The sequence below is a fragment of the Vibrio sp. JC009 genome, from assembly GCF_029016485.1.
Lineage (GTDB): Bacteria > Pseudomonadota > Gammaproteobacteria > Enterobacterales > Vibrionaceae > Vibrio.
Window position 1 is genome coordinate 1391313 of record NZ_CP092107.1, and the last position, 25087, is coordinate 1416399.

Genomic DNA, 25087 nt, shown 5'->3' on the forward strand with positions numbered 1-25087 from the left:
ACTTTCGGCTTTTTTTTAATAATCAACCAACAACACACTTAACTTAGTTTAAACTGATCTACGATCTTCACCAGATCAGCATTGATGTGCTCAATTTTACTTACTTCATCGACAGTGGATTGCCCTGACTGGTCAAGCTCTGTCACGATTAAGTTAATCGCATTCATATTCTGGCTCACTTCGTGCGTTACCGCGCTCTGCTCCTGAGCTGCAGTTGCAATCTGTGTTGCCAACTGATCGATCTCGTTAACATGGCCAGACATAACGCCCAAACTTTCGATGGTGACACCCGCTTCACGTGCAGTCTCTTCGCAACGGCCTTTCGTTTTGTCCATGGCATCTACGACAGCGTTGCTGCCATTTGTTAGCTGGCCCAGTGCTTTTTCTATCTCTTCGGTACAGCTTTTCGAGCGGGTTGCCAGGCTTCGGACTTCATCGGCAACCACGGCAAAACCGCGTCCTGCTTCACCTGCCCGTGCCGCTTCAATGGCTGCGTTCAGGGCGAGAAGGTTTGTCTGCTCTGCGATATCTTCAATCACGCTCAATATAGAGGTAATGTTGTTTGACTGAGCACTCATCTCCTGGACATGACCGGAAGCGGAGTTAACTTCGTCAACCAGAGAGGATACCGTGTCCTGAGTTTCACAAGCTTTGCTCTGCGACTCTTCACCGGCACTTACCGCTTTTTGGGTGATTTCTGCGGTATTTGCGGCATCACTCGCCACAGATTCAGCGGTTGCACTCATCTGAGTGACAGCGGTAACAACCTGTTCAGTCTCACTCCGGTGGTTTTGCAGGGTAACGGCATTTTTCGTCGACTGATCATTGAGTGAGGCGATATTGTCTTCAAGCTGATGGGTCGCACTCTGGATTTTGAGCATTATGCCCTGAAGGTTTTCCATAAACAGGTTAACCGCTGCAGCAATTTGTCCTAAATCGTCTTTGGATTTGACATCAATACGGCGGGTCAAATCACCATTACCTTCTGACAAACCGACAATGGTAGACTTCAGCGATAGTATCGGTTTATACAGTAGCTGTATCACGAAAAAGATAATGAAACAGCCAAGGGCAATGGATACACCACCTGTTATTGAAGACTGCCATACAATGTCCTGAAGCGGAGCAAATACAACAGACTCATCGATAATAATGAGGTAGTACCAGATTGTATCACCAAACTTGATCTGCTTTGAGAAGATCAGTTTTGTTTGCCCGTCCTGCTCAAATTGCGAGATGTAAGTGTCCTGGTTAAATACCTTGTTTTTAACTGAGTCGTACCAGGGTTTTTCACTAAGTTTTGAGTTAGGAGCGAACTCTTCACTGGACGATGCCAGTACTGTTGAGTCGTCGATAAACACCATGGCCTGTGAGCCTTCCAGAGAGGTATCTGCCACGATATCGCTCATCAGCGCCATACTTGGGTATCCGGCGATTGCACCGAAGTTGGTTTTCTCAACGATACTCACCCACAGTGTTTTACCGTCTGAACCGATATAGGGTTTGGTTATGGTGGTGCCCGAGCGCTCCTGCGACTGCTTGTACCATCCTACGGTATTGATATCACCTTTGTACTTATGTTCCGGATACCATGCCGTACTATAGGTCCAGTAAGCATCACCATTTTTGAAGGCGATTACTGTCCCGTAAACGTTCATCGCATCGGCAAAAGATTTGGTCAGTTCAATGATATCTTCAGATTTATCTGTACCAATACCTTCTTTATAACGCTCGGTCAGGCGGTGTATACCGGCGACTTTCTCTTTAAGAAAGCCTCCTATCAAATCAGCCTGATCAGCAGCATATTCCTGTGTTCTATGCGTGATTTGCTCTTCGAGCAACGCCTTTTGGTTGTAATAAGAAACAAAGCTGTTAACTAACACGGTTCCGGACAGAACAATAAGTGCTGCAGCCAGTAGAGAGCCTTTAAACCCAAACATCTTCATGTCATAGTCTTCCTTGCAACTAAAGCGACACCTGCCGGATTATGATATTAACAGCAGGCCTGAACGTTATACTCTAAGCTCAGACAATTTATAAAATTAACATTAAATAAAATGCCTTACGGTAAGAAATTATCAAAAATGTCACTTTGGCGGAAGGATGGTATTTCACACATTTAACTAAAAAATGTTATCTGGTGACTTATTCAGCAAAATTAATGCTGTCAGATGCAAGTCAGGCGGTAGTTTAGACTGAGTTGCATATGCTGGCCGGTTTAATCCGTAAAGTATCCGTACAAATTGATTGTGTTTAATAAGTGAACTATAATCCTGGTTGATACGGAATAGTTCTGTACACAGGAGGTATTATGGCAACTGCACGTTTGGACATCCGCCTTGACGAAGAAATTAAGATAAAGGCAGAAAAAGCATCCGCTTTACTTGGCCTGAAAAGCCTTACGGAATATGTGGTCAGGCTTATGGATGAAGATGCGACACAGGTTATTGAAGAGCATGAAAGTATTGTCGTAAAAGATGACGTATTTGATGAGTTTATTGCAGCATGTGATAAAGCGAAGGCTCCAAATCAAGCTCTGCTTGACGCTGCTAAGTTTGCAGATGAGAGTAATATTAAGTGAGCTGGGGAAAAGAGTTTGTAGAGCTAAGTAAATCTGAGCATGACCGCAGCTCTTTTGACTGTGGTGAGCAAGAGCTTAATACATTTATCAGAACTCAGGCAGCTAAGCATATGCAGGCGGGGATTAGTCGTACTATGATCCTGCCAGGTGTACAGCCTTTGTTAAATCAAAAGTACGCAATTTGTGCATTTTATAGCATTGCTCCGAGCTCGATAAGTCGTGAAACCCTGCCAAAACAGTTGTCGAAAAAGTTACCCGGATATCCTGTTCCCGTATTTTTGTTAGCCCAACTTGCCGTCCATAAGGAGTTTCACGGTTCAGGTCTTGGAAAAATCAGTTTGATTCGTGCGTTGAAGTATCTATGGGAAATTAATCATCATATGAGAGCTTATGCGATTGTTGTTGATTGCCTTACAGACTCGGCTCAGACGTTTTATGCCAAATTTGGTTTTGAGATCTTGTGTGAGCATAACGGGCGCATTCGTATGTTTTTGCCAATGAAAACTGTCGAACAGATTTTTAATTAATATTTTGGTGAAAGATGAATATTGAACACCTCAGACTATTTGTAAGACTCGCTTCTACGCACAATATCAGCCAGGCCGGACAGGAGCTGGGTTTGTCTCCTCCGGTGGCAAGTATGCATATCAGCAAGCTTGAAGAGAGTATCGGTGCCCGTCTGGTTCACCGGACTACCCGCAAAGTTTCACTGACCGAAGAGGGCACTGCTTTTCTGCCCTATGCCGAGGAAATCCTGTCCAGCGTCGATGCTGCAAAAGCGTCGGTAGGAACGGGTAAGGCATGCCCGAAGGGGACACTCAGAATAACGGCTCCGGCTTCTTTTGGCCGTATGCACCTTATGCCTGCATTAAAAGGTTTTCTTGAGCAGTATTCTCATCTTTCTCTGGATATACGTCTGACAGATTCTATGGTGGATCTGGTGGAAGGCGGATTTGATGTTGCTATTCGTAACGCGGAGCTAAAAGACTCAAGCCTGATAGCAAAGAGACTGGCGACAGACAACCGAATTATGTGCGCTTCTCCTGAATATCTGATGAAGTACGGCAAGCCTGTAACGCCGAAAGACCTGAACAAGCATCAGTGTATTAATCAGACTGGTCTGGAAGGCTGGACTTTTGATACCGAAGACGGACCGTTAAACGTAAAGATTAAAGGGAATATCCGGGTTGATCATGGTGAAGCAGTAAGAGATGCGGCCGTAGATGGTATGGGTATCGCTAAGTGTGCCATCTGGATCGCTTATGAACAGTTGAAGAGGGGAGAGCTGATACAGGTTCTTGAAGATTATCCTCTGGTGGATAACGCTGCTATTTGGGCGGTTTATCCAAGCTCGCGCCTTCTTGCCCCTAAAGTTCGGGCATTTATTGATTACCTGGCGGGTTATTATGGCTCACCGCCATACTGGGATGTGGAGTTGGAAAAATAATGAATGAAGGCCGGGCAAGTTTATGTCCGGCCTTTTTAATGCTAGTTCCCTGACTTGTAACCAAAAAAGTTGCTGCTTCTGCATAGTTTATGTGGTTATATTTACTCTATTAAGTGAGTAAGAAGGAATTTAAACAATGTCAGAAGTAATTAACGTTGATGTGGCAGTGCTTGGTGGCGGGCCGGGTGGTTATACTGCGGCATTCCGGGCTGCGGATCTTGGTCTTTCGGTATGCCTTATTGAGCAGAGAAGCACGCTTGGCGGGGTATGCGTTAATGTGGGCTGTATTCCTTCTAAAACTCTGCTGCATGGAGCAGCGATTCTGGAAGAAGCGAAGGAAGCGACGAAAATGGGCATTCGCTTTACGCAGGCCAGTGTGGATCTGGATGAGCTGCGCAACTACAAAAATCAAACCATCACCAACCTGACCAGCGGCCTTGATGCGCTTTGTAAAGCGCGCAAGATTACCCGTATTCAGGCTCGCGGTAGTTTTCAGGATCAGAACACGCTTAAAATCGAAGATGAAAGCGGACAGTTGGTGAAGTTTAAAAATGCGATTATCGCTACTGGTTCCCGCCCGTTCTCCTTGCCGATTGCACCTGAAGACCCTCGCGTCTGGAATTCAACAGATGCGCTTGTATTAAAAAGTATTCCTCAGAAACTACTGATTATCGGCGGCGGCATTATTGGTCTTGAGATGGCGCAGGTTTACTCGGCGCTTGGCTCTGATATTACGATTGTTGAAGCTCAGGAGCAGATTATTCCTCCGGCTGATAAAGATATTGTTCAGCCTCTGGTTAAGAAGATTAAGGGTGAATACCGCCTCTTCACCAAGACAAGCGTAACGGCAATTGAGGCTGAAGAAGAGGGGATCCGGGTTAGCATGGAAGGGCGTAAAGCACCTGAACCTGAGCTGTATGATGCCGTGCTGGTTGCAGTGGGACGCCGCCCAAATACAGAAAAGGCAGGTTTGCAGGAGCTGGGTATTCAGGTCGATGAGAAAGGGCTGATCCCGGTGAATGAACAGATGCAGACAGAGCTGCCGCATGTCTTTGCCATTGGCGATGTGGTTGCCGGGCCTATGCTGGCGCATAAAGCCACTCACGAAGCAAAAGTGGCAGCAGAAGTGATTGCCGGGCATAAAGTGAAGTTTAACGTAATGGCTATCCCATCTGTTGCCTACACCAGCCCGGAAGTCGCATGGATGGGGCTAACGGAAAAAGAGGCCAAAGCTCAGGGCATTGAGTATGAAGTGGGTAAGGTGCCGTGGATTGTCAGCGGCCGGGCTCAGAGCGTTGGTGCTTCAGGTGGTGTAACCAAGGCGCTGTTTGATAAGAAATCGGGCAGAATTCTGGGAGCCGGAATATGCGGTGTGAATGCAGGTGAACTTATCCACGAAGCTGTGATGGCGCTGGAGATGGGCGCAGAAGCAGAAGATATCGCAAAAACGGTGCATGCCCATCCGACACTTTCTGAAACTCTGGCATTTGCCGCTGAGCTGGTTGACGGTTCAGTTACCGATATGCTGCAGATGAGAAGGAAATAATAAAAAAGCCGCCAGGACTCAGGAACTGGCGGCTTTTTTTAATGAAATCAGATTTAGAAGCAGAATTGCGCTACGTCTTTCTTCATTCCATCCGCAATCTGAGCCAGCTCCAGAGTGGCGATGCTGCTTTGCTCTGCACCGGCTGCTGTCTCTGTGGAGATGTCATTGATGGAGTTTATATTCTGACTGATCTCTTCTGTAACCACGCTCTGTTGCTCTGCCGCGGCAGCAATCTGAATATTCAGGCTATTGATAACCGAAACGCTTTGCGTAATTTCGTTCAGAGCGATACCCGCCTGCTGAGCCATATCCACAGTGGCTTTGGCATCTTCAGCACCAAGCTCCATTTTGCTTAGTGAATTCTTGCTGCTGTCCTGCAGCTTGCTGATCATGCTTTTGATCTCTTCGGTAGACTGCTGAGTGCGGCTTGCCAGAGAGCGTACTTCATCAGCAACAACGGCAAAGCCACGGCCTGCTTCACCGGCCCTTGCAGCTTCGATAGCGGCGTTCAGTGCAAGCAGGTTAGTCTGCTCTGAAATACCTTCGATAACGTCGACTACGGTGCCGATTTCAGTGCTCTGTTCAGAAAGCTCCTGAATTAGCTGAGTTGCCGAGTGTATTTCGCCATCCAACTGGGTAATTTTATCTATGGTCTGCTCAACGATACTCATACCTTCAGATGTTGCCTTCTCAGCAGTCTCTGACGCGCCTGCAGCAGATGCCGCGCTATTGGACACGTCCTGCACGGTAGAGCTGAACTCATTGATAGCGGTTGCCACCATTTGAGTCTGCTGTTGCTGCTCAACGATATTCTGTTTAGTCTGTTCAGCGATGGCTGAGCTCTGTTCTGCAGAGCTGCTAAGCTGGCCTGTACGGTCGTTCATGCCGCATATAACGGAACGGAAGCTGTCTGCGATCTCATCGACAAAACCTGAAATTGCCGCCAGTTCATCATTTCCGCTCAGGTTGACTTTTTTAGTCAGGTCACCGCCAGAAATATCGGTTGCTGTATTATGGATATCATTCAGCGCCCTGGACAGACGACGAATAATCAGGATAGCTAACAGGCAAAGTACTGAGGCGAAACCTATGCTCATTGCCATCATCACGATCTCAAATTTCAGCAGGTATTTTTCAGCCTGCTGATAGACCATATTTCCTTCGTCCGTCTTAGATTTCAGAAAGGCCACCGCTTCTTCTTCCAGTTCAACATAACGCGGGTTGATTACCGTTAGCAGAAGCTGGTTTGCATTAAGATAGTTGCCTTTATTGATCTCATTAATTGCCGGGTTAAAGCCGAGTGTTCGGATCTTTTCAAAATGTTTCAGAAAAGCTTCGACCTGAATTCTCTGCTCCCCGGATAGCTCAGAAGTCAGGATTTCATGTCTGACCGTATCCTCAACCTTGTTCAGACGTCTGGTAACGTCATCTAAGTGCAGCGACACCTGATGATTATGCATGGATGCAAATTTACTGGCCGGATCGTGCTGAAACGCTAACAGCAGAGAGGATCGTGCATCACCAATATGCTGTATCACTTCAGTTGCCCGGTTGCTAACGGTCATTCCCTGACGGTGTAATACTTCAATTGATTGAGAGGCCCTTTTCAATCCTTTCACTGATGAAAAACCAAGAATGGCCAGAGCAACTACCGAGGTAGCAACCATCAGCCACAGCTTAGCCTTCACGCTGTTAAGTTTCATTATAAGTAGTACCTATTGATTAGATATTTGATGGAAACATAAGTGTATCGGTTCATCGCCTGGTCAATGAATGACCTGAATCAATAACCATGGAAAATGTAACGGTATATTAATATCATCTTGAAATAATAAAAGAAAAAAGTGGCCTGACCAGTTCATTTTATAACCAGTAAGTTAATGACTGAGCTTTATAGTTAATGCTTGGTTAAGTGATAAGGTGAGTATGTTAACTGTCAATAAAAATGGAAGAGCCCAGCTGAAAAGTATGAGCTTTTCTAGAATTACGATAAATTTTGTGTATGCAAAATGAGCGATTGATCGCAGATCTTTTGATTTATAACCGCTACAAATGAGAATGATTATATTGAGGAGTAAGTGTTATGTATCAAAAGAAAGTCGTTATTACAGCTGAAAGTGGTCTTCATACTCGTCCTGCAGCGCAGTTTGTTAAAGAAGCAAAACAGTTTGCTGAGGAAGTGGAGCTGGTAGCTGGTGGTAAGACAGCAACGGCGAAAAACCTGTTTAAGCTGCAGACTCTTGGCCTGGTTAAGGGCACAGAAGTTACGGTACAGTCAACATCTCAGCAGGCAGTGAACCAACTGGCTGAATTCTTAAAGAATGTGAAAGGTTAAATTCTCCGTTTTTATCAGATTTATGAGGGCCAGCGCAGTGCGCTGGCTCTTTTTTTAGTGCTTATACCAATCCCAGCAATTATCTGTTCATCCTTGCTTGTCAAATATTTTCAGAATATCTTCATTAAACACTATGGTTCTGCTCTTGTTGGTTTCACTTACTTCAGGATGATCCCTGTTAATTCTTATCAGAGTTGCATCCGGAGCCTGAGCGGTGATCTGCTCAAAAGGATACTTGATAATCGATGGCGTGTTGTAGCCAACGCCCAGTTCAATCAATAGTAATTTCTGATTAAACACTGAACCGATAAACTCCTGGTAAGACTCAGCAGCCTTGTGCCAGTCCTTATTTTCAACAAAAGTGCCGTCTTTTCTCAGATGCGTATCCAGAGGCCCGCCACAAACCGGGCACTGGGGAACCAGAGCTTTCGGGATCCTCAGGTCTTTTTGCTGCTGTAGCATTGCAGAAACGATTTTCTCGTTATCGTACAGCTTGTCATGACAAGGCGTTGCACACTGGAGCAGGCCATAGTCACCCTGCGTAGCGAAGACGTTCTCTTTATCAAAGCCGGCAAGCAGAAACTGATGATCAACATTGGTAGTGATAACAAAATGCGGTTTATGTTCCACCAGTGATTTCAGCTTCAGATAGACCTCCGTCGCTCCGGGCTGATAGCGGTTTACATCAATATGCTTTGACCAGTAGGCCCACTTTTCCTCAGCAGTCTCGAAGGGATAAAAGCCTGCGGAATACATATCGGTAATTCCGTATTTCTCAATATGCTCAGCAAAGTTTTTTTCAAACCGTTCACCGGAGTAGGTAAGCCCTGCCGCTGCAGATAAACCGGCACCGGCACCAATAAGAATGGCGTCTGCATTGTCGATAGCAGAAGCGAATTGTTCAAGGCGTCTTTCAAATTCTGACATTTCGTACCTCCGTGCAGGTATTAGCAAAGCTTAATGATTTCCGGTGCTTTTTTAGAGAAATCGGTAAATACAGCGGTTGCGTCTTTCAGGTAGAAAACCTTCAGGTTCGGGTTATCCGCAGATTTATAAATGGAAGCAACCAATTCACTGGTTTCAATAATCTTCTCTTTCGTTTCCATATCATCCATCCAGCATACTTCGCCTCTGATTCGTAGCCAGTGCTCAAGAGTTGAGATGCATAATTCGATGGAAGGATTTTCCTGAAGTTCCTGATACACCTCTTTGTTGGCACCTGTGCAGTAGATAAGCTTGCCGCCATCATTAAACATCATCTGAAATGGTCTGACTTTTGGCTTGCCGTCAAGGCCGATAGTGGCGAAGTACTGAAGCTCGTTTTCAAATAAAAAATCAATTACGTTTTGCATCTTTTTATCCTGTTTTTATAGCTGGCAGACAAACTCTTCCATTATTTCCTGATAGATCTGGTGATCGCGTTTGCTGAATACGTTGAAAACCACCACATCTAACGAGTCCGGATTCTGTTTCAGCCATTGGGTTACGCTTTCAAGTGCGGTTTTGGTTGCCGATTCAATCGGGTAGCCAAATACGCCAGTGGAAATGGCGCAGAACGCGATGCTGCGGACAGGATCCACTTCTTTGCATATATCCAGACAGCTCCGGTAGCTGCTGCTTAAGGCTTTCTCATGCGACTCTGTAAGCTGACCGTTCACAATAGGGCCGACGGTATGAAGCACAAATTTAGACGGCAGGTTATAGGCACGGGTCACTTTGGCTGACCCAGTTTCTTCGAGCTGGCCTTGCATCTTAATAATTTTGTCGCAGTCATCTCTTAGCTGAACACCTGCCGAGCTGTGAATGGCATTGTCGATACAGGCATGCAGTGGTTGAAAACAGCCAAGCATCTGAGAGTTAGCAGCATTGACGATCGCATCCACTTCCAGCTGGGTAATATCGCCCTGCCACAGCACGACTTTGGTGGAGCCGAGAGTGAAAAACGGAACTGCTGCCAATTCTTCTGACCTGGCTATCTCTTTCTTTAGCAGTTCGCTTTGCAGCAGTCTGTTGAGTTTTGTCGTACTCGCAGAGGAAAGCGTATCAGCCGGAATAACATTCAGAGCGGCACGCAACAGCTTTCTCTGTTCCTGCGCAGTGAAAGCTGCATGCTCATCAACACCCAGTTGTTTAGTCACAGAATTCAGTTTATCCAGCAGCTCTGAAACAATAGCCTGTTCTTGCTGGTCAGAAAGCTTGTCAGCGTTTTTTACGAATGGTTCCAGCAAAGCAATCTCGCTTTGGTATTGGGATAAGGTAAGATTCATAACGCCTCCTGACATGGATGATTAGTGGAAAAAAGTTCCTCCCCGGAAAAGGGGAGGAACAGGCAGTAGCTTCAACTGACTTGTTGCTTTAACTTACTTAAAACCAAACTTACCGTTTGTGTTCTTCCAGTCTTTTTCTGCCGGGATCTCTTCGATGGTGTCCCAGTGCTCTACAATCATGCCGTTCTCGACGCGGAACAGGTCGTAGAAAGAGACGTGCTTGTTCAGGAACTGGCCTTCGCTGATGGAAAGCACAAAGTTACCTTCACCCAGGATCTTATGGTTTACAGTGTAAACCATTGGCATGCCTTGTTCTGCCAGGGCTTTCAGTGCCACACCAAGGCCACTCAGGCCGTCTGCAACAGCTGTGTTGTGCTGGATGTAGTCAGAATCAGCCGGGCCGATAAACTCGCCGATTCTTGCCATTTCGCCTTTCATAAGAATAGAGCTTACGAAGTCTGCAACCACAGCTTTGTTTGCTTCGGTTTTGTCCAGATCTTTAATCTCTGTCGCGCCGTCAAACTGAGTGCGGCCACTTGGATTTGCCGGTGCGATTTCCTGCAGGTTATCCCAGTGCTCAACAATCTGGCCGTCTTCAAAACGGAATACGTCAAAGCCAGCTTTAGGGCCGAAGAAATCGTATTGGGTGTGAGTGACAACATAGTCGCCATCCTGAAACGCGCGCTTAACGTCTGCTTTTGCGCTGCCTTCAGGAAGCATCTGCATTACCGCGCCAAAGCCGGCAAGACCGTCAGCTACAGCAAGGTTGTGCTGGATGTATTTGTTCGGGTTAATGTATGCGATTGGCTCATGTGCACCGGTTTCGATGCTTGAGATTAGTGCAACACCTTTGTCCTTGTTGCTGACCGTTTCTGTTTGCTCAGTCATTGTTGAAGAACAAGCTGCCAGAGCCATAACGCCAGCAGCAACAAGAGTGCGTTTAAAAGTAGTAGAAAAAGTCATTGTTTTTGTCCTCATGTTTGGTTGAGGACAATATTAGAGAAAAGGGTTTTGCCTGAGCAGAGTCAGTTCAGGCCTAAAAATGGTAGATATCGAACCTAGAGCGTGTTTATCTATAGTTCCGGGTTGGTGTACTTCTTCTGGAACTGGCTCGGGGTAATTTGGGTGTTCTTTTTAAAGTACTTAACAAAGTTACTGGCGTCTTCAAAACCGAGGTCATAGGCAAGCTGCTGAGTGCTGGTGCTGCTGATCACCAGGCGGCGCTTGGCTTCCAGAATGGTGTAAGAGTCAATAAGCTGCTTGGCGGTCAGATTGGTGGCAAGCTTACAGATCAGGTTTAACGTCTTGTAGGTAATATGAACCTGATCGGCATACCAGTTGGCATCTCTTGTCCGGGTGAAATTGCTTTGCAGCAGTTCAAAAAAGCGGGCAAATTTGATGTTCTGCTCTTTGCTTAGTTTTTCCTGATGAGACTCAGGCCGGATGCGTTGCAGCATAAGTGAAAGAGACGAAAACAGATGCATAACAATAAGCGGATCGGTATCGGTTCTGGCTATCTCCTTCACCATTTCACCGATAAGCATGTCAAAGCTGAGCTTAGTTTCCTGATCTAAATTGAGAACGGGCTGGTAATGATGGTCAAGGTGCGTTGGTGTATAGCTTGGCAGACGCATATTGGCGTGCACTTTATCCAGAAAGTCCTGAGTAAAGAGGATCATTTTTCCCTTCGGGCGGGAAGAAAAGTCAAATGCCTGCACCTGTTCACGCTGTAGCATAATGACTGAGCCGGGGCGGAAAGGGTACTCAGCAAAGTCAATCATATGAGAGCCGGTTCCCTGTTCAACAAGGATCAGATTAAAAAAGCTGACCCTGTGCGGTTCCTGCGGACTATGGCTGATATTCTCTCTTTGATAAACAGATTGCAGATCGATGATTTCGAAACCGGCATTATTGGCTTTTTTATGGTTGAAACCGACCTTTGGGATTGTCATTAAAATATCTCATCTGTCCAGCGAATAGAGCGTTGGTAGGCATCGGAAATCGTCTCATCTGAAAGCTCAAGTTTTTCTTCCAGTAACATTACCTGTTTCCAGTGTGCTTTTTCCAGTGATTCTGCCAAAACTAAGATATCGCCCAGAGTGCCTTCTCGCGAGAGTATGGCTGTTTTTATTTCTTCGTCCACCGGAAGGGAAGCAATGATACTTTCCATATTCATATCCAGCAGCGAGTCCAGCAAAGAGAACATGCCGCACAAGAAACCCTGACCATTTGCTTCTTTGCCTTTCAGCGAGACCGCTATCAGTTCACAGAATTTGGCGCGCTGAACAGAAAGGTTATACAGGGAATCTGGTTTGCTCTCTTTCACCGCAGCAAGTGCAGCCAGCGAGATAAACTTTCTAAGGTTGTCTTCGCCAAGATAGGCAAGGGCCTGTTTAAAGGAATCTATCGGCTTTTTGATATAAGCGTTTGAGTTTACATAGCGCAGCAGTTTAAAGGAGAGGGTGACATCCACAGAGATGAGCTGTTCTACTCTGGTAAAGTCTATTTCATCCTGAGCGATACATTTACAAAGCTCAATAATGGTGAAGAAGGATGAGTCCAGCGCCTTCTTTTCAATAATTTCCGGCTGACTGAAAAAGTAGCCCTGAAAATAATCGAACCCTGCTTTATGAGCACTCTGGAACTCTTCATAGGTTTCAACCTTTTCGGCCAGAAATTCAATTTCTGTTTCTTTAAGTTTACTGATAAAAGAAGCGGCCTTATTGACAGGAACCTGCCTGAGATCGATTTTAATGATATCGACGTAAGGGAAGAAAGGGCGCCATTCAGGTGAAGGTATAAAATCGTCCAGAGCAATCTTATAGCCAAGAGATTTAAGGTTCTTAAATTCCTTCAGCAACTCGGTGGTAGGTTTGCATCCTTCCAGTATCTCGACGACCATTTTGCTTTCAGGAAACAGCGTCGGGAACTGGCTTAAAATACTTTCATAAGTGAAGTTAACAAAGCCCACCTTATCATCAATGGAGTGATACTGGTGCGTCAGAAACTGATCGGAAAGCAGCTTGCTGGTTGCATACTCAGGATCAACTAGAGGAAAAGCATTTTTCGGACCGTCGCGGAACAAGAGCTCATAGGCTGTTGTTTTCTTATCTTTATCGAGAATCGGCTGCCTTGCTACATAAGAGTACTTCATGATTTCTGGAATCGGTGTCACGTTCTAAGTTAACAAGACGCCATATTAATAACAAAATCAAAAATAAGTAACCCTCCCATGAGCTTTTTATTAACCTTTTGAGAGCCCGGCTGAAACTTACTAAGAAACAAGATTGTAAATTGCTGGAATTGGTATTACTCAGGGCTCTCAGGTTCAGGAGATGAAAATTTGATGGATACTTCCCGGCCTGCATCCAGCTCAGTGGTGGTATAGGACCATTCGTATTTACCAATCAGCTTTTTCACCAGTTCCAGACCAAGGCCAAATCCAAGGTCATCAGAAATCATACTGTCAGATTGATTCTGATTCAGAATGGTCAGATCAAGTCCGGATTGTCTGATGACTACCTTGCCTTCATGGGTATGCTGGAAAGCGTTGCGGATCAGGTTATTTAAGATGATCCGGCACAGTGTTTCCGGTAACTCACAGGCTGAGTTATCGGTTGTGATTTCCACCGTAACGGGCTTACTCTGGATCAGATAGTCAAGTTCATGTGTTACCTGCTGTACCAGTTGCCCCAGATGAATTTCGTGGGCAGGCAGTGTTTTCTCTTCGTCACGGTTGAGCCAGAGCAGGGTTTCTGTCAGGTCCGTCATGGTCAGTCCGGCACGTTCTATACGTTCCAGAACCTCAAGCTGCTTCTCTTTACTTTTTTCTTTTTCGATAAGCTTTCTCAGCAGTTCGCTGTTTGTGCGTGTTACGGCAATCGGCGTTCGCAGCTCATGGCTGGCAAAGCCTAAGAAGCGCTTTTCTCTTTGTAGCGTTTCGTGGACTGAGCCCAGGCTGGCTTTAATAATCGTAGCCAGTGTATTGAGTTCGTTGTACTGGAAATCCGGGGCAGGCTTTTCCAGATCTTTTTCAGAAAAGTGCTTTGCCCAGAATTTCAGTCTCTCTACGGGGGAGGCGACTGAACGCATAATCAGAATAAGCACCAGAGAAAACAGCGCGATGGCACCGACAGCTGTTAATGCGATGACCAGTACGTGTGAAAACTTTCCGACTTTCACGTCTTTATCCGCCTGTATAGTGGCAGCGGTGTAACGTAACCCCTTATCTGTCTGCACTTTCATTACGAAGTACCCCTCTTCCGGAGGGTTCAGAATAGAGGCACCAAATACTTTTTTGGTAAAGTGATGAAATTCAAGTTCTTCCGGTTTAAACAGGGTCTGCACTCTTTCCGGGAGATCTTCCCAGCGGGAAGTGATATAGAAGGTGTCTTTTCCCCGGCGGTTGAGCTGAGGGATATTCCTGACAAATGGTTTTCCATCCGATGCATCAACAGTGAATGCTTCAGAGGCCAGGGTACGTTCCATCACCATATCCATTCCGGAAAAGAAGTACTGCATACTTAGTGCTGAAAAGGCGAAGATGGTTATTGTACCGGTTAGCATTACTGCTGCCAGAACATACAGCTTCAGACTTAAACGGATCTTCATTTTCAGTCTCCGTTCTTGATTGCAAAGCCGTGGTTGGGAATGGTATGCATTAGTTTATGTTCTGACTGACCATCAACCTGTTTGCGCAGATTAAAGATATGCACCTTCAGGCTGTTGCTGTCTGGTTGTTCGTCTCCCCATACGCTCTGCATCAGTTGTTCACGGCTGACCGGGTTCGGGCTTGCGCGCATTAGCTCTTCCAGAATTTTTAAAGCGGTAGGGGAGAGCTTTAACGGCTTTGAGTCTCTGCTGGCGGATTTTTGGTTTGTGTCCAGCACCAGGTCTGCAACACTCAGGCGGGAAATCTGCCCGCTGCGACGGCGTGCCAGAACCTGAGCTCGGACAATCAGCTCTTCCATAGCAAAGGGCTTGATCAGATAGTCGTCAGCCCCTTTGGAAAAGCCTGTCAGTTTATCATCCAGAGTATCGCGGGCTGTCAGCATAAGCACAGGCACATCAATGCCCTGTGCACGAAGTTTTTCGCATACTTCAAGTCCGCTCATTTTTGGCAGGTTAAGATCAAGAATAACAACGTCGTAGCGGTTTTCCTGAATAAGCGTCAGGCCGGAATAACCGTTTGCCGCGTGGTCGCACTGGATATCTTCCAGATCAAGGTAGTCAACGACTGCCGTTGCCAGATCGATATCGTCTTCAACCAGTAGCATGTTTAGATTATTCATTGTTATTTCAACCTTTTATGTCTTGTTTCCTCGTTCCCATGCTCCAGCGTGGGAATGCATACCTCGGCTTATTGGTACGATAAATCGTATAACGCTTTCGGTTTTTACCTCATCCACTTCCACACTTTTGTGTGGAAGACGCCTTTGCCAGAAAAGGTCGTGGTTAGATTATGTGTTCGTCTTTACCTCCCGTATGCATTCCCACGCCGGAGCGTGGGAACGAGAGGTCGCCGGGGGATTACCCTTCAGCATTCACCTGAGTAGCGATTTCATTGTTACCAAACAACTTCCGGCGAATCTTACCCGGCAGCTCTTTGATTTCACACTGAATCAGCAGCAGTGAAGGCGTCAGTATCAGTGTAATAAATGTAGCAAACAGAATACCATATCCAAGTGCCGCTGCGGCAGGGATCAGGAACTGTGCCTGTAGTGAAGTCTCACTCAGCAGCGGTGCCAGACCTGCAAATGTTGTTACTGATGTAAGCATTACAGCACGCAACCGCCCTGTGCAGGCTTCCACAATCGCGTCATGGACAGAGATTTCCTTATCTTCCATCAACTGGTTGAACTTGGATACCAGCAGCAGACTGTCGTTCACCACAACACCACTCAGAGCCAGAATACCGTTCAGAGACAGAATACTGATCGTCAGGTCATTCCACCAGTGACCTAATATTGCGCCTACGATACCAAAAGGTATTGCTGTCATAATCAGCAAAGGCTGAATATAGGACTTTAGCGGAATAGCCAGCAATGCATAGATAGCAAACAAAGCCAGTACAAACATGAGTTCCATAGAGTCTGTGGCTTCTTTCTGCTGCTCTGCTTCACCGGCATAGTCGATGTTCAGACTAGGGTACTGAGCCAGCAATTCCGGGTCCAGAGTACTTTGCAGTTTAGCAACCAACTCGTTAGAAGCGATAATATCCTGATCGACAGCAGCAGTAATATAAACCGCACGCTGGTTATCAATCCGGGTTACTTCTGACGCCTGATACTCAGAATAGACATTGGCAACTGTTGTCAGCGGAACCAGAGTGCCATCCGGAGTGCGGACATTGGCCTTCTTGATATCGGCCAGCGTCTGACGCTCCTGCTGTGGGTAGCTTACACGAACCTTAACTTCATCGGTTCCTCTCTGGAACTTCTGAACGGTATTACCACCAAACGCCTGCAGAATTTGATCTGAAAGTGTTGATGTATCCATCCCCAGAGCGCGGCCTTGTTGAGTCAGTTCAAACTTGTATTGTGGTTGCCCGTTATCCAGATTGTCATCAATACCACTGACACCGTCAATCTGCTTCAGAACTTCTTTAAACTGATTACCCGCGGCGACAACGGTTTCGTCATCCCAGGATTTCAACTCTACTTTGAAGTTGTCCATCATTTCGCGTTTGGTCAGGATTTTCAGCTTTTTGGTACCCTCCAGGTTTCCTGTCAGTGCCTTCCAGCGTTTAGCAAAGTCGGAAGATGAATAAACCGCATCACTATCCAGTTCAATGGATATGCTGCCAGTGTCATCGGCTGTTGCCATAACCTGCAGACTCAGAATCTCGCTTTGGTTGTCGTAGCTTGCAGGTGCTTGCTCCTCACGTAGCTGCTTATCTGCTTCAAGTGCTGTGGATTCAAGAGTCAGCAGGTTAGTACGGGTCTGACCAAAGGCGGCATCGTTTTGCATAGTTACTGACGCTGAAACCGTATCTCCCTGAATGTCCGGGAAGAAAGCGACACGAACACTACCGGTAAACGGCATGCCGATCACCAGAATAAACAGAGAGACAAACAGCATAACCACGGCATAGCGGAACTTAAGCGCCATTTCAATAACATTGCGGTAGATGTTTTTGTTAAACCACTGAAGCCCTGCATCCGCACCATGCTGAATACGGTTCCAGATCCCTTTTGTCTGTTTTCTGTGAGTATTCAGGTGTGCCAGGTGTGCAGGTAGAATAAACTTGGATTCCAGCAGCGACAACAGAAGACAGATGGCTACTACGGTTGCAAACTGAGCATAGACCTGCCCCATTTTGCCTTCAACATTGGCGATAGCAAAGAAGGCAACCACAGTAGTCAGTACCCCAAATACAGTCGGCGCAGCAACCTTTAGCGTTCCTTTGATGGTACTGTCCAGAGAATCGCCTTCCTGGCGGCGGGTGGAGTAGATACTTTCACCTACAACAACGGCATCATCCACCACTATCCCCAATGCCATAATAAAGCCGAAGGTGGTCATTTCATTCAGGCTCAGCCCGATAAAGGTGTCTGTCATAAAATACAGAGTGGCGAAGAATACAAACGGCAGACAGGACGCCACCCAGAAAGCAACACGAATGTTCAGGAACAGAGCCAGAACGATAAATACCAGTGCGATACCTGTCAGTGCGTTTTTAATCAGCAGTGACAAACGTTCGGTAATGACTTTGCTCTGGTCAAGCCAGGTTTCCAGCTCTACATTTTCAGGCAGAATATTTCCGGTTTTCCAGTTTTCAACAACGCTCTGAGCTTGTTCAACGATCTTCACAACATCGCTGTATTCATCCATCAGGATCTGAATCCCCATGGTGCTTTTGCCGTTGTACCGGGACATTACAAAGGTGTCATCTTCAAAGGTGTCGGTAACAGTTGCGATGTCGCCCAGAGTAATACGTGTGCCGTCTGAGCCGGTCAGTACCGGGATCGCTTTAAACTCTTCAATTTCGTAAGCCTGCTCGGAAACCTTCAGATAAACACTTTTATCACCATTACGCAGACTGGTGGAAACCGAGGTTGAAGATTCATTGTTGATAGCATCTGAAATATCGCTCAGGGTCAGGCCATAGCTTTGCAGCATGGCTTCATTAACCTCTACAGATAGCATAGGATCAGCGGTGGCCTTGATTTCCAGATCGTGAATCGCATCCTGACTCAGCAGATCAGACTTAAGCCTTTCAGCCAATGCCTGAAGCGTTGCTCTGCCTGCATCACCGGATAGCTGAAGCCAGAGTGCATGGTCCTGTTTGCGAGCTTTGTCGATAATAGGTTCTTCGGCTTCAGTCGGGAAATTGTTGATAGCGTCTATCTGGGTTTTCACATCTGCCAGCAGGGTATCCAGCTCGTAGTCACTCTCTTTTTCAATGGAGACGTAACTGCCGGTTGAGCTTGATGTAGAGGTAATGGCTTTGATACCAGGAACGGTTTCCACCGCTTCTTCGATTTTTATCGCAATCCCTTCTTCTGCAAGAACCGGGTCACCACTGTCGTAGGTTACCGCAACAGAAACAGTGTCCGGTTCCAGGCTTGGGAAGGCCTCTTTACGCAGGGTATTTAAGGAGAACATACCCACCACAATAAAGCCGATCATCAGCAGGTTAGCGGCTACTGGGTTTTTGGCAAACCAGGCGATAGGCCCGGTGTATTTGGTCGTTGACTTACTCATGGTCACCCTCAACAACTGGAGTTACTTTCATGTTTGCCTGGAAGCTGCTCAATGGCCTTTTAACCACTTGTGCTACGGGTTGCTCTGTTACAGGTGAAACATATACCTTGTCCTGCTTTGCAAATTGTACGTCGGCAACAGACTTGGTCAGCAGCCCGTCACTGTTTACCGTCCAGATATTGCCCTGCTGCGAAACTGCGGAAGAAGGCAGTTCCCAAAGGTTGTTCATGCTGTTTCCGGGGATGCTTGCCTGTACAAAGGTGCCAGGCAGTAGCTGATATTCCTGCTCAAGAGGCTTATCTACCACCACGACAATTGAACGCTGGCGAGTGTCTTCGTTAAGGTGTAGCTCGCTGCGGTCAACATAACCCTGCCATTCATAATGACTGTCCGGACTGGTCAGTGTTACCGTCCAGTCACCTTTTTCCAGAGTGCTGTTGCTTGGTTGAGGTAGATTTGCCCACTGCAGACCAGAAAGAGGAATTTCTATTTCCAGGTTGTCGATGCTATACAGAGTAGCAACCTGAGTTCCGGTCTGGATATAGCTGCCTGGCAGGATATCCGTGGTGACAATCAGGGCATCAAAAGGTGCTTTGACAATGGTATTATCCAGGTCCTGCTGCGCTGTTTTCAATGCCATTTCTGCGTTTTGCAGCGTAGCTTTTGCATTTTCCAGCTGAGGTTCATGAAGTACCAGTGGAGAGTCCGGCTCTCCTTTTAGTCCTGAACGTTCCCACTCAGATTTAGCCTGAACAGCTTCACGCTGCTCTTCAAGCAGATCCAGTTTGGCCTGGGCTACATCGGCTTTTGCATTAGCCAGAGCCTGCTGATAACTGGTGTCGTCGATTTTGGCCAGAATGGTGCCTTTTTTAACCACCATACCGGTTTCAAAATCTTTGCTTATGCTCTTAACGCGGCCACTTACTTCGCTGGTGTAGCTAAGCTCATACTTTGAGTGTGCTTCACCGTATCCGGTTACTTCTGCCTGATAGCTGGAAGCAGAGGTGTTCTGTACAGCGATTTTCTGCAATTGAACAACTGCTGCCGGTTTTGCTACTGGTTGTTCCATCTTCTGTTCTTCAGCTGCTTTTGACTGCTTTGGTTCTGGCATCTTAGAGCCATTGTATGCCGCTGCGCCAAAAATGGCCGAGGCAGAAATCAGAGTAATAGTGATGGTAATTGGATTCAGTTTCATGCTTTTGTCCCCAGGCCAAGAGCCAGGCCTAAATCAATTCGGTTAACTAGACGGTTGTAGGTTGCGTTGACAAGTTGTGCTTCCTTGTCATAGGTCTGCTGCTGGATAGTCAGCAAATCAAGAATATCCACCAGACCCTGACGGTACTTTTCTTCATAGGTGTTAAAGCTGCGCAGCGCACTTTCATAGGCGTCGCCCAGGTGGTCCTGCTGCTTTGTTAATGCGTATTCCTGACCGATGGCGTCTTCTACTTCATTGACCGCAGTCAGAAGAGTGTCCTGATATTCCCAGAATGCTTTTTCCGTGGTGAGTTCCTGCATTTTCGCAGATGCTCTTAGTTTGCCACCCTGGAAGATAGGTGCAGAAACCTGACCAAGCAGACTCCACAGCGGATTGGTAAACAGAGCTTCGCTCGGTGATGTTGCTGCATCAGTAAGGCTGGCTGACAGACTGATAGAAGGCAGCAGTGCTTTATAGGCAGACTCGGTGCGAAGTGATTCAGCTTCGATGGAATAGAATGCCGCTTTAAGATCCGGGCGACGGGCCAGCGTCTGATCTGACATTTCGCTTAGCGGGTTTAACACATCCGGGAACTGTGACGGTATGTTCAGCTGCTGTTCTTCACCGCTCCACTGACCGGTTAACAGAATCAAATCGCGTTTGCTCTGCTCCAGATTTTCTTCATATTCCGCAAGAGTGGAAAGCGTCGATGAGCTGTTGGTTTTTGCGTTATCCAAATCTTCCAGGCTGCCTAGTCCGGCTCTGTAGCGCTCCAGTACCAGGGTTTCGTTATTTTTGTAGGCAGACAGACGACGCTTTTCGATTTCTACCAGCTGCTGATTCAGGCTTATTTTCAGCCATGCCTGCATAATATTGGCAACCAGCACATCCTGAGTTTCCTGCAAACTTGCCTGAGAGTTAGCGATATCTTTATCGGCGGCAGCGACGTCAGCACTGATTTTGCTCCACAGATCCAGCTCCCAGCTTACGGTTAGATCTCCGGTATAGGTTTCATCGGAATCTTCTTCGTCCTGTGCTTTAAAGGTTGCATCAACAGAAGGTATACGATCTGAGTCGGTATAGCCTTTCTGCGCATAGAGAATTTTCAGTGCAGATATGCTCTGTTGCAGGCTCGGACTGCTCTCGAGTGCCGTTTCAATATATTGACTCAGCTCCGGAATGTTCACCAGATCTGTGATCAGCAATGGCTCTTCTGTTGCATCAGACGCTTGCTGATGTTCAGAGATATACTTTTCAACCAGAGTAATACTTGTCTGGTTTGTTGTATCTGTTGCCTGTTCTGAGTATTGCAAATCACTGGTGCTGGAGCACCCGATCAGTCCAACAAGCATCAGTGAAAGAATGGAATATTTAAAGGTCATCTGTCTTGTCTCCCTCAACGGTGATGACAAGATAATCACTTGGTGGTTAAGGCGGGGTTAATGTCGGTATTAACTCCAGACGGATTTACATAGCTTTACATTCGACCTGAAAGCGGTTCTCTAGTATGGTGATTATCAGGTAGTGATAAAGAGGTTTACCAGTGCGCCAGTCGATATTTACCAAGCTGTTTGTGTCTATTTTATCAGTAAGCTTACTTATGCTGGTGGCGATGATATTTACTATTAACAGCAGTTTTAAGGAAGGGCTGCAGCAGTATCTGAACGATAAGGAAATAGAGCAGCTTGAGCTTTTGGCAGAGTATGCCAAAGACTACTATTCAAATGAAAGTGGCTGGGCCGAATTTGCGTTGCAACCTGGTGCCTGGCCTCTGTTATTAAGTAAGATTGGGGAGATGCCGCCTCCGCCAAGACTGGCTGATCCAAAAGTCCAGCGGACATTTACAGAAGCAGCACTTCCGGAGGGTAATCCGGCAACCCAGAGTTTTGTTCCTCTGGTTTTTCGTATTAACTTGCTGGGTATTGATCACAAGCGAATTCATGGCGATCCTAAAAATCTCAGAGCTCCGGGGCCTGAAGAGCAGGTTCGGCAGATCGCGATAAAAGTAAATGATCAGGCAGTAGGCTGGCTGAGGGTTGTGCAAAAGAAAGAACTGCCACCCGGTATCGCAGATGGCTTCCTGAAATCTCAAACCAGTAACTTTACCATTATCGCTTCGGTGTCGTTTTTTGTATCTTTCGTCATAGCCTTTGTTCTGGTTCGTCACTTTTTATCTCCGCTAAAAGCCTTACATGGCGGTGCGAAAGCGATAGAAAGTGGTGACTTTGATTACCGGATCCCAAAGACAACAACGGATGAGTTTGGCGATTTGATAGAGAGTTATAACCAGCTCAATGTGAACCTTAAAAGGCAAAAAGAGCAGCGAGAGCAGTGGATCTCCGATATCTCCCATGAGCTCAGAACCCCCCTTGCTGTTCTGAGGGGAGAAGTGGAAGCGATACAAGATGGAATTCGCCAGCCGGATGAGAAAAATCTGAGCGCGCTTCATAATCATATTATTTCCCTTGGCAGCCTGGTGGATGATCTGCATCAGCTCTCTGTCTCTGATTCCGGAGCAAGATACGATACAAGTCATCAGGTGGATGTTATCGGTATCCTGAATCAGGTGACCTCAAGTTTTGATCTGAGAATGAAGCAGAAGAACATAGATTTGCAGGTTGTTTATCAGCAGGATCAGCAACTGGCTATCAATGGTGACAAGCTGGCTTTAACCCAGCTGTTTACCAACCTGCTGGAAAACAGCCTCAGATATACCGATTCAAAAGGCGTTGTTGCTGTGGGCCTGATACAGAATGAGCAGTACCTGAAGGTGTTTGTTGAAGACAGCGATCCTGCTGTTCCCGATGAAGCTCTGATCAGATTGTTCGACCGTCTTTTCCGTGTGGACAAATCCAGAAGCAGAGCCAGCGGTGGTTCCGGGTTGGGATTATCCATCTGCAAGAACATTGTTGAGGCACATAACGGAGGCATCACAGCCTCGCATTCACTCCTCGGCGGCCTGAAAATCGAGTGCTGGTTGCCTAAAAGCTAAAGCACAAATTTATCGCCCTTGCTGCGTCCTATATTTTTAGTTGCTCTCTGAGTCCGGCCGGAGCCAGGTATATGACACCCCGGACGCCTTTTTTAGAGGAGGCCAGAAGAAGCTCCTCGTCTACCAGAGCGTTCAGGTAAGAGCGGGCGGTATTTTCGTTTACATCCAAATCCTGAGCTACCTGTTTTGCTGTAAATGTGCGGCCTGGCTGTTTAACTGCGTTTTTCAGTATTTCAAGCGGGCCTCGTTTCAGACGTTTTGAAACCGGGCTCTTATCGATCCACTCCATAAAGTGGTAAAACTCATTCTTCTTCGCTTCAATATGTTCGTGCAATGCATTTACGGCTTTGGTGACGATATCGACCTGATGATATAAAAAGTAGGTCAGGTCGAACTCATCCGTTTCTGTATAGAGGTAAGCCGTATCGTATTCACTTCTTTTCTCTTGTATCAGTTTACTGATGGAGACGTATTCAAACAGCCAGTAGCCTGATTTCAGCATAAACCAGTAGAACAGAGCTCTGGCGGTTCTGCCGTTTCCGTCTCCGAAAGGGTGAATATATCCCATCATAAAGTGCAGAATGATGGCTTTGATTATCGGGTGAATAAAGTGAGCAGAGGCTTTTTCATTGGGGCCGTCGTTGGCAAAGTCGCACAGGGCATTCAGACGGTCAACTAATGTTGTGTAGCATGGCGGCTCATGCGCGGTTTCATTGTAAATATTGGCTACCGTCACATCGTTGTTATCTCTGAGCTCCCCTGATACAGCATCGTTATCGATGGCTTCGAATGTCGCGATAGCGTGAAGTTCAAGAATAAGATCTATGGTCAGAGGTTCGTCTTTTAGTTCAACAGCTTTCTTCATTAGCAGAAAGTTATTGAAGATCATCTGCTCTGACTTGTCTTTCGGTTTGCGTTTGGTTTCGAGCATATCCTTGGCAACCTTACGGGTTGTAGAGGCTCCCTCTAACTGAGACGAGGTGATAGCTTCTTCCATCATAAGGTTACTTACAAGGTAGCGGTCCTTCTCCCGGCTTGTAATAAACGAGCTGTCGCCGATTTTATGACCACCTCCGGTTAAGGTATCAATGCTATGGAGCATTGCCCATAAAGAATCAGGCACGCAGTACTTAAAACAAAAATCACCTTCAGACTTAAGGCCCGTTATCGGTTTGGTTATTGACTGGCGCGCAAATTTGGTTGAAACCCATGCAAGCTCGGGATTGATACCTTTAGCTACTCTCCATTGAAATTTATCCCAGTGCAGATACTTACCATTGTTGTCGGTTGCACCGTAGGAGCCCATCAGCGGGAAGATATCTTCCAGGCTAAACTGCTCCATCAAGGCAGCTAGGGATTTGGGTTTTCTCAGTCTGGCCATATCAATACCAATTTATAACTTAATTTTCGATTTTTAAGTTTATAAATGAAGCCAAATGCTTTCAACTTAATTTTTAAAATTTGAGTTTTTAATTGTAACTTAAATCTGGAAGAGTGAAGTTAGATCTAGGCAGGGGAATTGTTATGACAGGGCAGGCGTGAATGCCTGCCCGGAATAAGTTATTTCAGAGGAACCACCAGCATATCAACCGGGATGGATCTCATAACCTGTTTGGTAGAGGATTTCACGGTATGCCAGAAGTCCTGATGGTGACCGCAGACAATTAAATCAAATTCGTATTCAGCGATTGCTTTTTCCAGCTCGTCGTCCAGACCACCGCATGCGACGAGTGTATTTTCGATGGGATAAGATGCGTTATCCTTCAGTTCCTTCAGCTTATCCTGTGACTCCTTCAGAACTTTATTTTCTGCACTCTCTTCAACCAATGAGTTGACGATTTGACGGGTGAAGTCGTCGTCCTGAACAACTTCAATGTGTATCAGAGACAATTTTGCCTGATTGGCTTTTGCCTGGCTGGCCGCCTTCTCTACCAGAAGGTGGCTTTCACTAGATAGGTCGACAGCGACAAGTATATGCTTATAAGTCATTTTCTCTCTCCTTGTTTTTATAATATTAG

Annotated in this window: 21 protein-coding genes; 6 read left to right on the plus strand and 15 right to left on the minus strand. The window is 46.4% G+C overall.

The features are described from left to right. Positions 1 to 38: 38 nt before the first annotated feature. Positions 39 to 1946 (minus strand): methyl-accepting chemotaxis protein, encoded by a 1908-nt coding sequence (locus tag L3Q72_RS21165; RefSeq protein ID WP_275132540.1) that lies wholly within the window; start codon positions 1944 to 1946, stop codon positions 39 to 41. A 365-nt stretch (positions 1947 to 2311) separates the two neighbouring features. On the opposite strand from L3Q72_RS21165, the gene L3Q72_RS21170 reads away from it, so the two are divergent. The 4 genes from L3Q72_RS21170 to lpdA all read left to right on the plus strand — a co-directional run bounded on the left by L3Q72_RS21170 (position 2312) and on the right by lpdA (position 5574). Beyond that, positions 2312 to 2581 carry a DUF1778 domain-containing protein gene (locus L3Q72_RS21170; protein WP_275132541.1) on the plus strand — a complete coding sequence of 90 codons (270 nt, stop codon included), beginning with the start codon at positions 2312 to 2314 and terminating at the stop codon, positions 2579 to 2581. Continuing rightward, on the plus strand, positions 2578 to 3108 hold the full coding sequence (locus L3Q72_RS21175; protein WP_275132542.1) for a GNAT family N-acetyltransferase: 531 nt from the start codon (positions 2578 to 2580) through the stop codon (positions 3106 to 3108). The genes L3Q72_RS21170 and L3Q72_RS21175 overlap by 4 nt, the downstream gene beginning before the upstream one ends. 14 nt (positions 3109 to 3122) lie before the next feature. Further along, complete coding sequence (locus L3Q72_RS21180; protein ID WP_275132543.1) at positions 3123 to 4028, plus strand: LysR family transcriptional regulator; 906 nt, start codon at positions 3123 to 3125, stop codon at positions 4026 to 4028. A gap of 136 nt (positions 4029 to 4164) precedes the next feature. Further along, a complete protein-coding gene (gene lpdA, locus L3Q72_RS21185; protein ID WP_275132544.1) occupies positions 4165 to 5574 on the plus strand; it encodes a dihydrolipoyl dehydrogenase in 1410 nt (469 codons plus the stop codon). A 53-nt stretch (positions 5575 to 5627) separates the two neighbouring features. Here the strand turns inward: lpdA and L3Q72_RS21190 are convergent, their stop codons facing one another. Beyond that, positions 5628 to 7277: a methyl-accepting chemotaxis protein gene (locus L3Q72_RS21190; RefSeq protein ID WP_275132546.1), complete on the minus strand. Its 1650-nt coding sequence runs from the start codon at positions 7275 to 7277 to the stop codon at positions 5628 to 5630. Positions 7278 to 7657: 380 nt separating this feature from the next. Between L3Q72_RS21190 and L3Q72_RS21195 the strand changes: the two genes are divergently transcribed. Further along, on the plus strand, positions 7658 to 7909 hold the full coding sequence (locus L3Q72_RS21195; protein WP_275132547.1) for an HPr family phosphocarrier protein: 252 nt from the start codon (positions 7658 to 7660) through the stop codon (positions 7907 to 7909). 87 nt (positions 7910 to 7996) lie between these two features. Here L3Q72_RS21195 and L3Q72_RS21200 read toward each other — a convergent pair whose 3' ends face one another. The 11 genes from L3Q72_RS21200 to L3Q72_RS21250 form a co-directional block, all read right to left on the minus strand. Then, complete coding sequence (locus tag L3Q72_RS21200) at positions 7997 to 8836, minus strand: Sir2 family NAD-dependent protein deacetylase (protein ID WP_275132548.1); 840 nt, start codon at positions 8834 to 8836, stop codon at positions 7997 to 7999. Between the two features lie 20 nt (positions 8837 to 8856). After that, positions 8857 to 9261, minus strand: a complete 405-nt coding sequence (locus L3Q72_RS21205) for a pyridoxamine 5'-phosphate oxidase family protein (RefSeq protein WP_275132549.1) — start codon at positions 9259 to 9261, stop codon at positions 8857 to 8859. Between the two features lie 15 nt (positions 9262 to 9276). Continuing rightward, positions 9277 to 10176, minus strand: coding sequence for a protein-ADP-ribose hydrolase (locus L3Q72_RS21210; protein ID WP_275132550.1), 900 nt, complete (start codon positions 10174 to 10176; stop codon positions 9277 to 9279). 93 nt (positions 10177 to 10269) lie between these two features. Next, positions 10270 to 11091, minus strand: a complete 822-nt coding sequence (locus tag L3Q72_RS21215; RefSeq protein WP_275133766.1) for a nuclear transport factor 2 family protein — start codon at positions 11089 to 11091, stop codon at positions 10270 to 10272. Positions 11092 to 11249: 158 nt separating this feature from the next. Further along, the gene (locus tag L3Q72_RS21220; protein ID WP_275132551.1) at positions 11250 to 12128 is read right to left on the minus strand and encodes a helix-turn-helix domain-containing protein; all 879 of its coding nucleotides are present in this window, start codon (positions 12126 to 12128) and stop codon (positions 11250 to 11252) included. Then, positions 12128 to 13330 (minus strand): HDOD domain-containing protein, encoded by a 1203-nt coding sequence (locus tag L3Q72_RS21225; protein WP_275132552.1) that lies wholly within the window; start codon positions 13328 to 13330, stop codon positions 12128 to 12130. The genes L3Q72_RS21220 and L3Q72_RS21225 overlap by 1 nt, the downstream gene beginning before the upstream one ends. Before the next feature lie 155 nt (positions 13331 to 13485). Continuing rightward, on the minus strand, positions 13486 to 14787 hold the full coding sequence (locus L3Q72_RS21230; protein ID WP_275132553.1) for a HAMP domain-containing sensor histidine kinase: 1302 nt from the start codon (positions 14785 to 14787) through the stop codon (positions 13486 to 13488). 2 nt (positions 14788 to 14789) lie between these two features. After that, the gene (locus L3Q72_RS21235) at positions 14790 to 15467 is read right to left on the minus strand and encodes a response regulator transcription factor (RefSeq protein WP_275132554.1); all 678 of its coding nucleotides are present in this window, start codon (positions 15465 to 15467) and stop codon (positions 14790 to 14792) included. Between the two features lie 238 nt (positions 15468 to 15705). Then, positions 15706 to 18882 (minus strand): efflux RND transporter permease subunit, encoded by a 3177-nt coding sequence (locus L3Q72_RS21240; protein WP_275132555.1) that lies wholly within the window; start codon positions 18880 to 18882, stop codon positions 15706 to 15708. After that, positions 18875 to 20077 carry an efflux RND transporter periplasmic adaptor subunit gene (locus L3Q72_RS21245; RefSeq protein WP_275132556.1) on the minus strand — a complete coding sequence of 401 codons (1203 nt, stop codon included), beginning with the start codon at positions 20075 to 20077 and terminating at the stop codon, positions 18875 to 18877. Before L3Q72_RS21245 ends, L3Q72_RS21240 begins: the two co-directional genes overlap by 8 nt. Continuing rightward, the gene (locus tag L3Q72_RS21250) at positions 20074 to 21459 is read right to left on the minus strand and encodes a TolC family protein (RefSeq protein WP_275132557.1); all 1386 of its coding nucleotides are present in this window, start codon (positions 21457 to 21459) and stop codon (positions 20074 to 20076) included. Before L3Q72_RS21250 ends, L3Q72_RS21245 begins: the two co-directional genes overlap by 4 nt. 161 nt (positions 21460 to 21620) lie before the next feature. On the opposite strand from L3Q72_RS21250, the gene L3Q72_RS21255 reads away from it, so the two are divergent. Beyond that, positions 21621 to 23069: an ATP-binding protein gene (locus tag L3Q72_RS21255; RefSeq protein ID WP_275132558.1), complete on the plus strand. Its 1449-nt coding sequence runs from the start codon at positions 21621 to 21623 to the stop codon at positions 23067 to 23069. A 28-nt stretch (positions 23070 to 23097) separates the two neighbouring features. Here the strand turns inward: L3Q72_RS21255 and L3Q72_RS21260 are convergent, their stop codons facing one another. Next, positions 23098 to 24450, minus strand: coding sequence for a Fic family protein (locus L3Q72_RS21260; RefSeq protein WP_275132559.1), 1353 nt, complete (start codon positions 24448 to 24450; stop codon positions 23098 to 23100). Positions 24451 to 24629: 179 nt separating this feature from the next. After that, a complete protein-coding gene (locus L3Q72_RS21265) occupies positions 24630 to 25058 on the minus strand; it encodes a universal stress protein (protein ID WP_275132560.1) in 429 nt (142 codons plus the stop codon). Positions 25059 to 25087 lie beyond the last annotated feature (29 nt).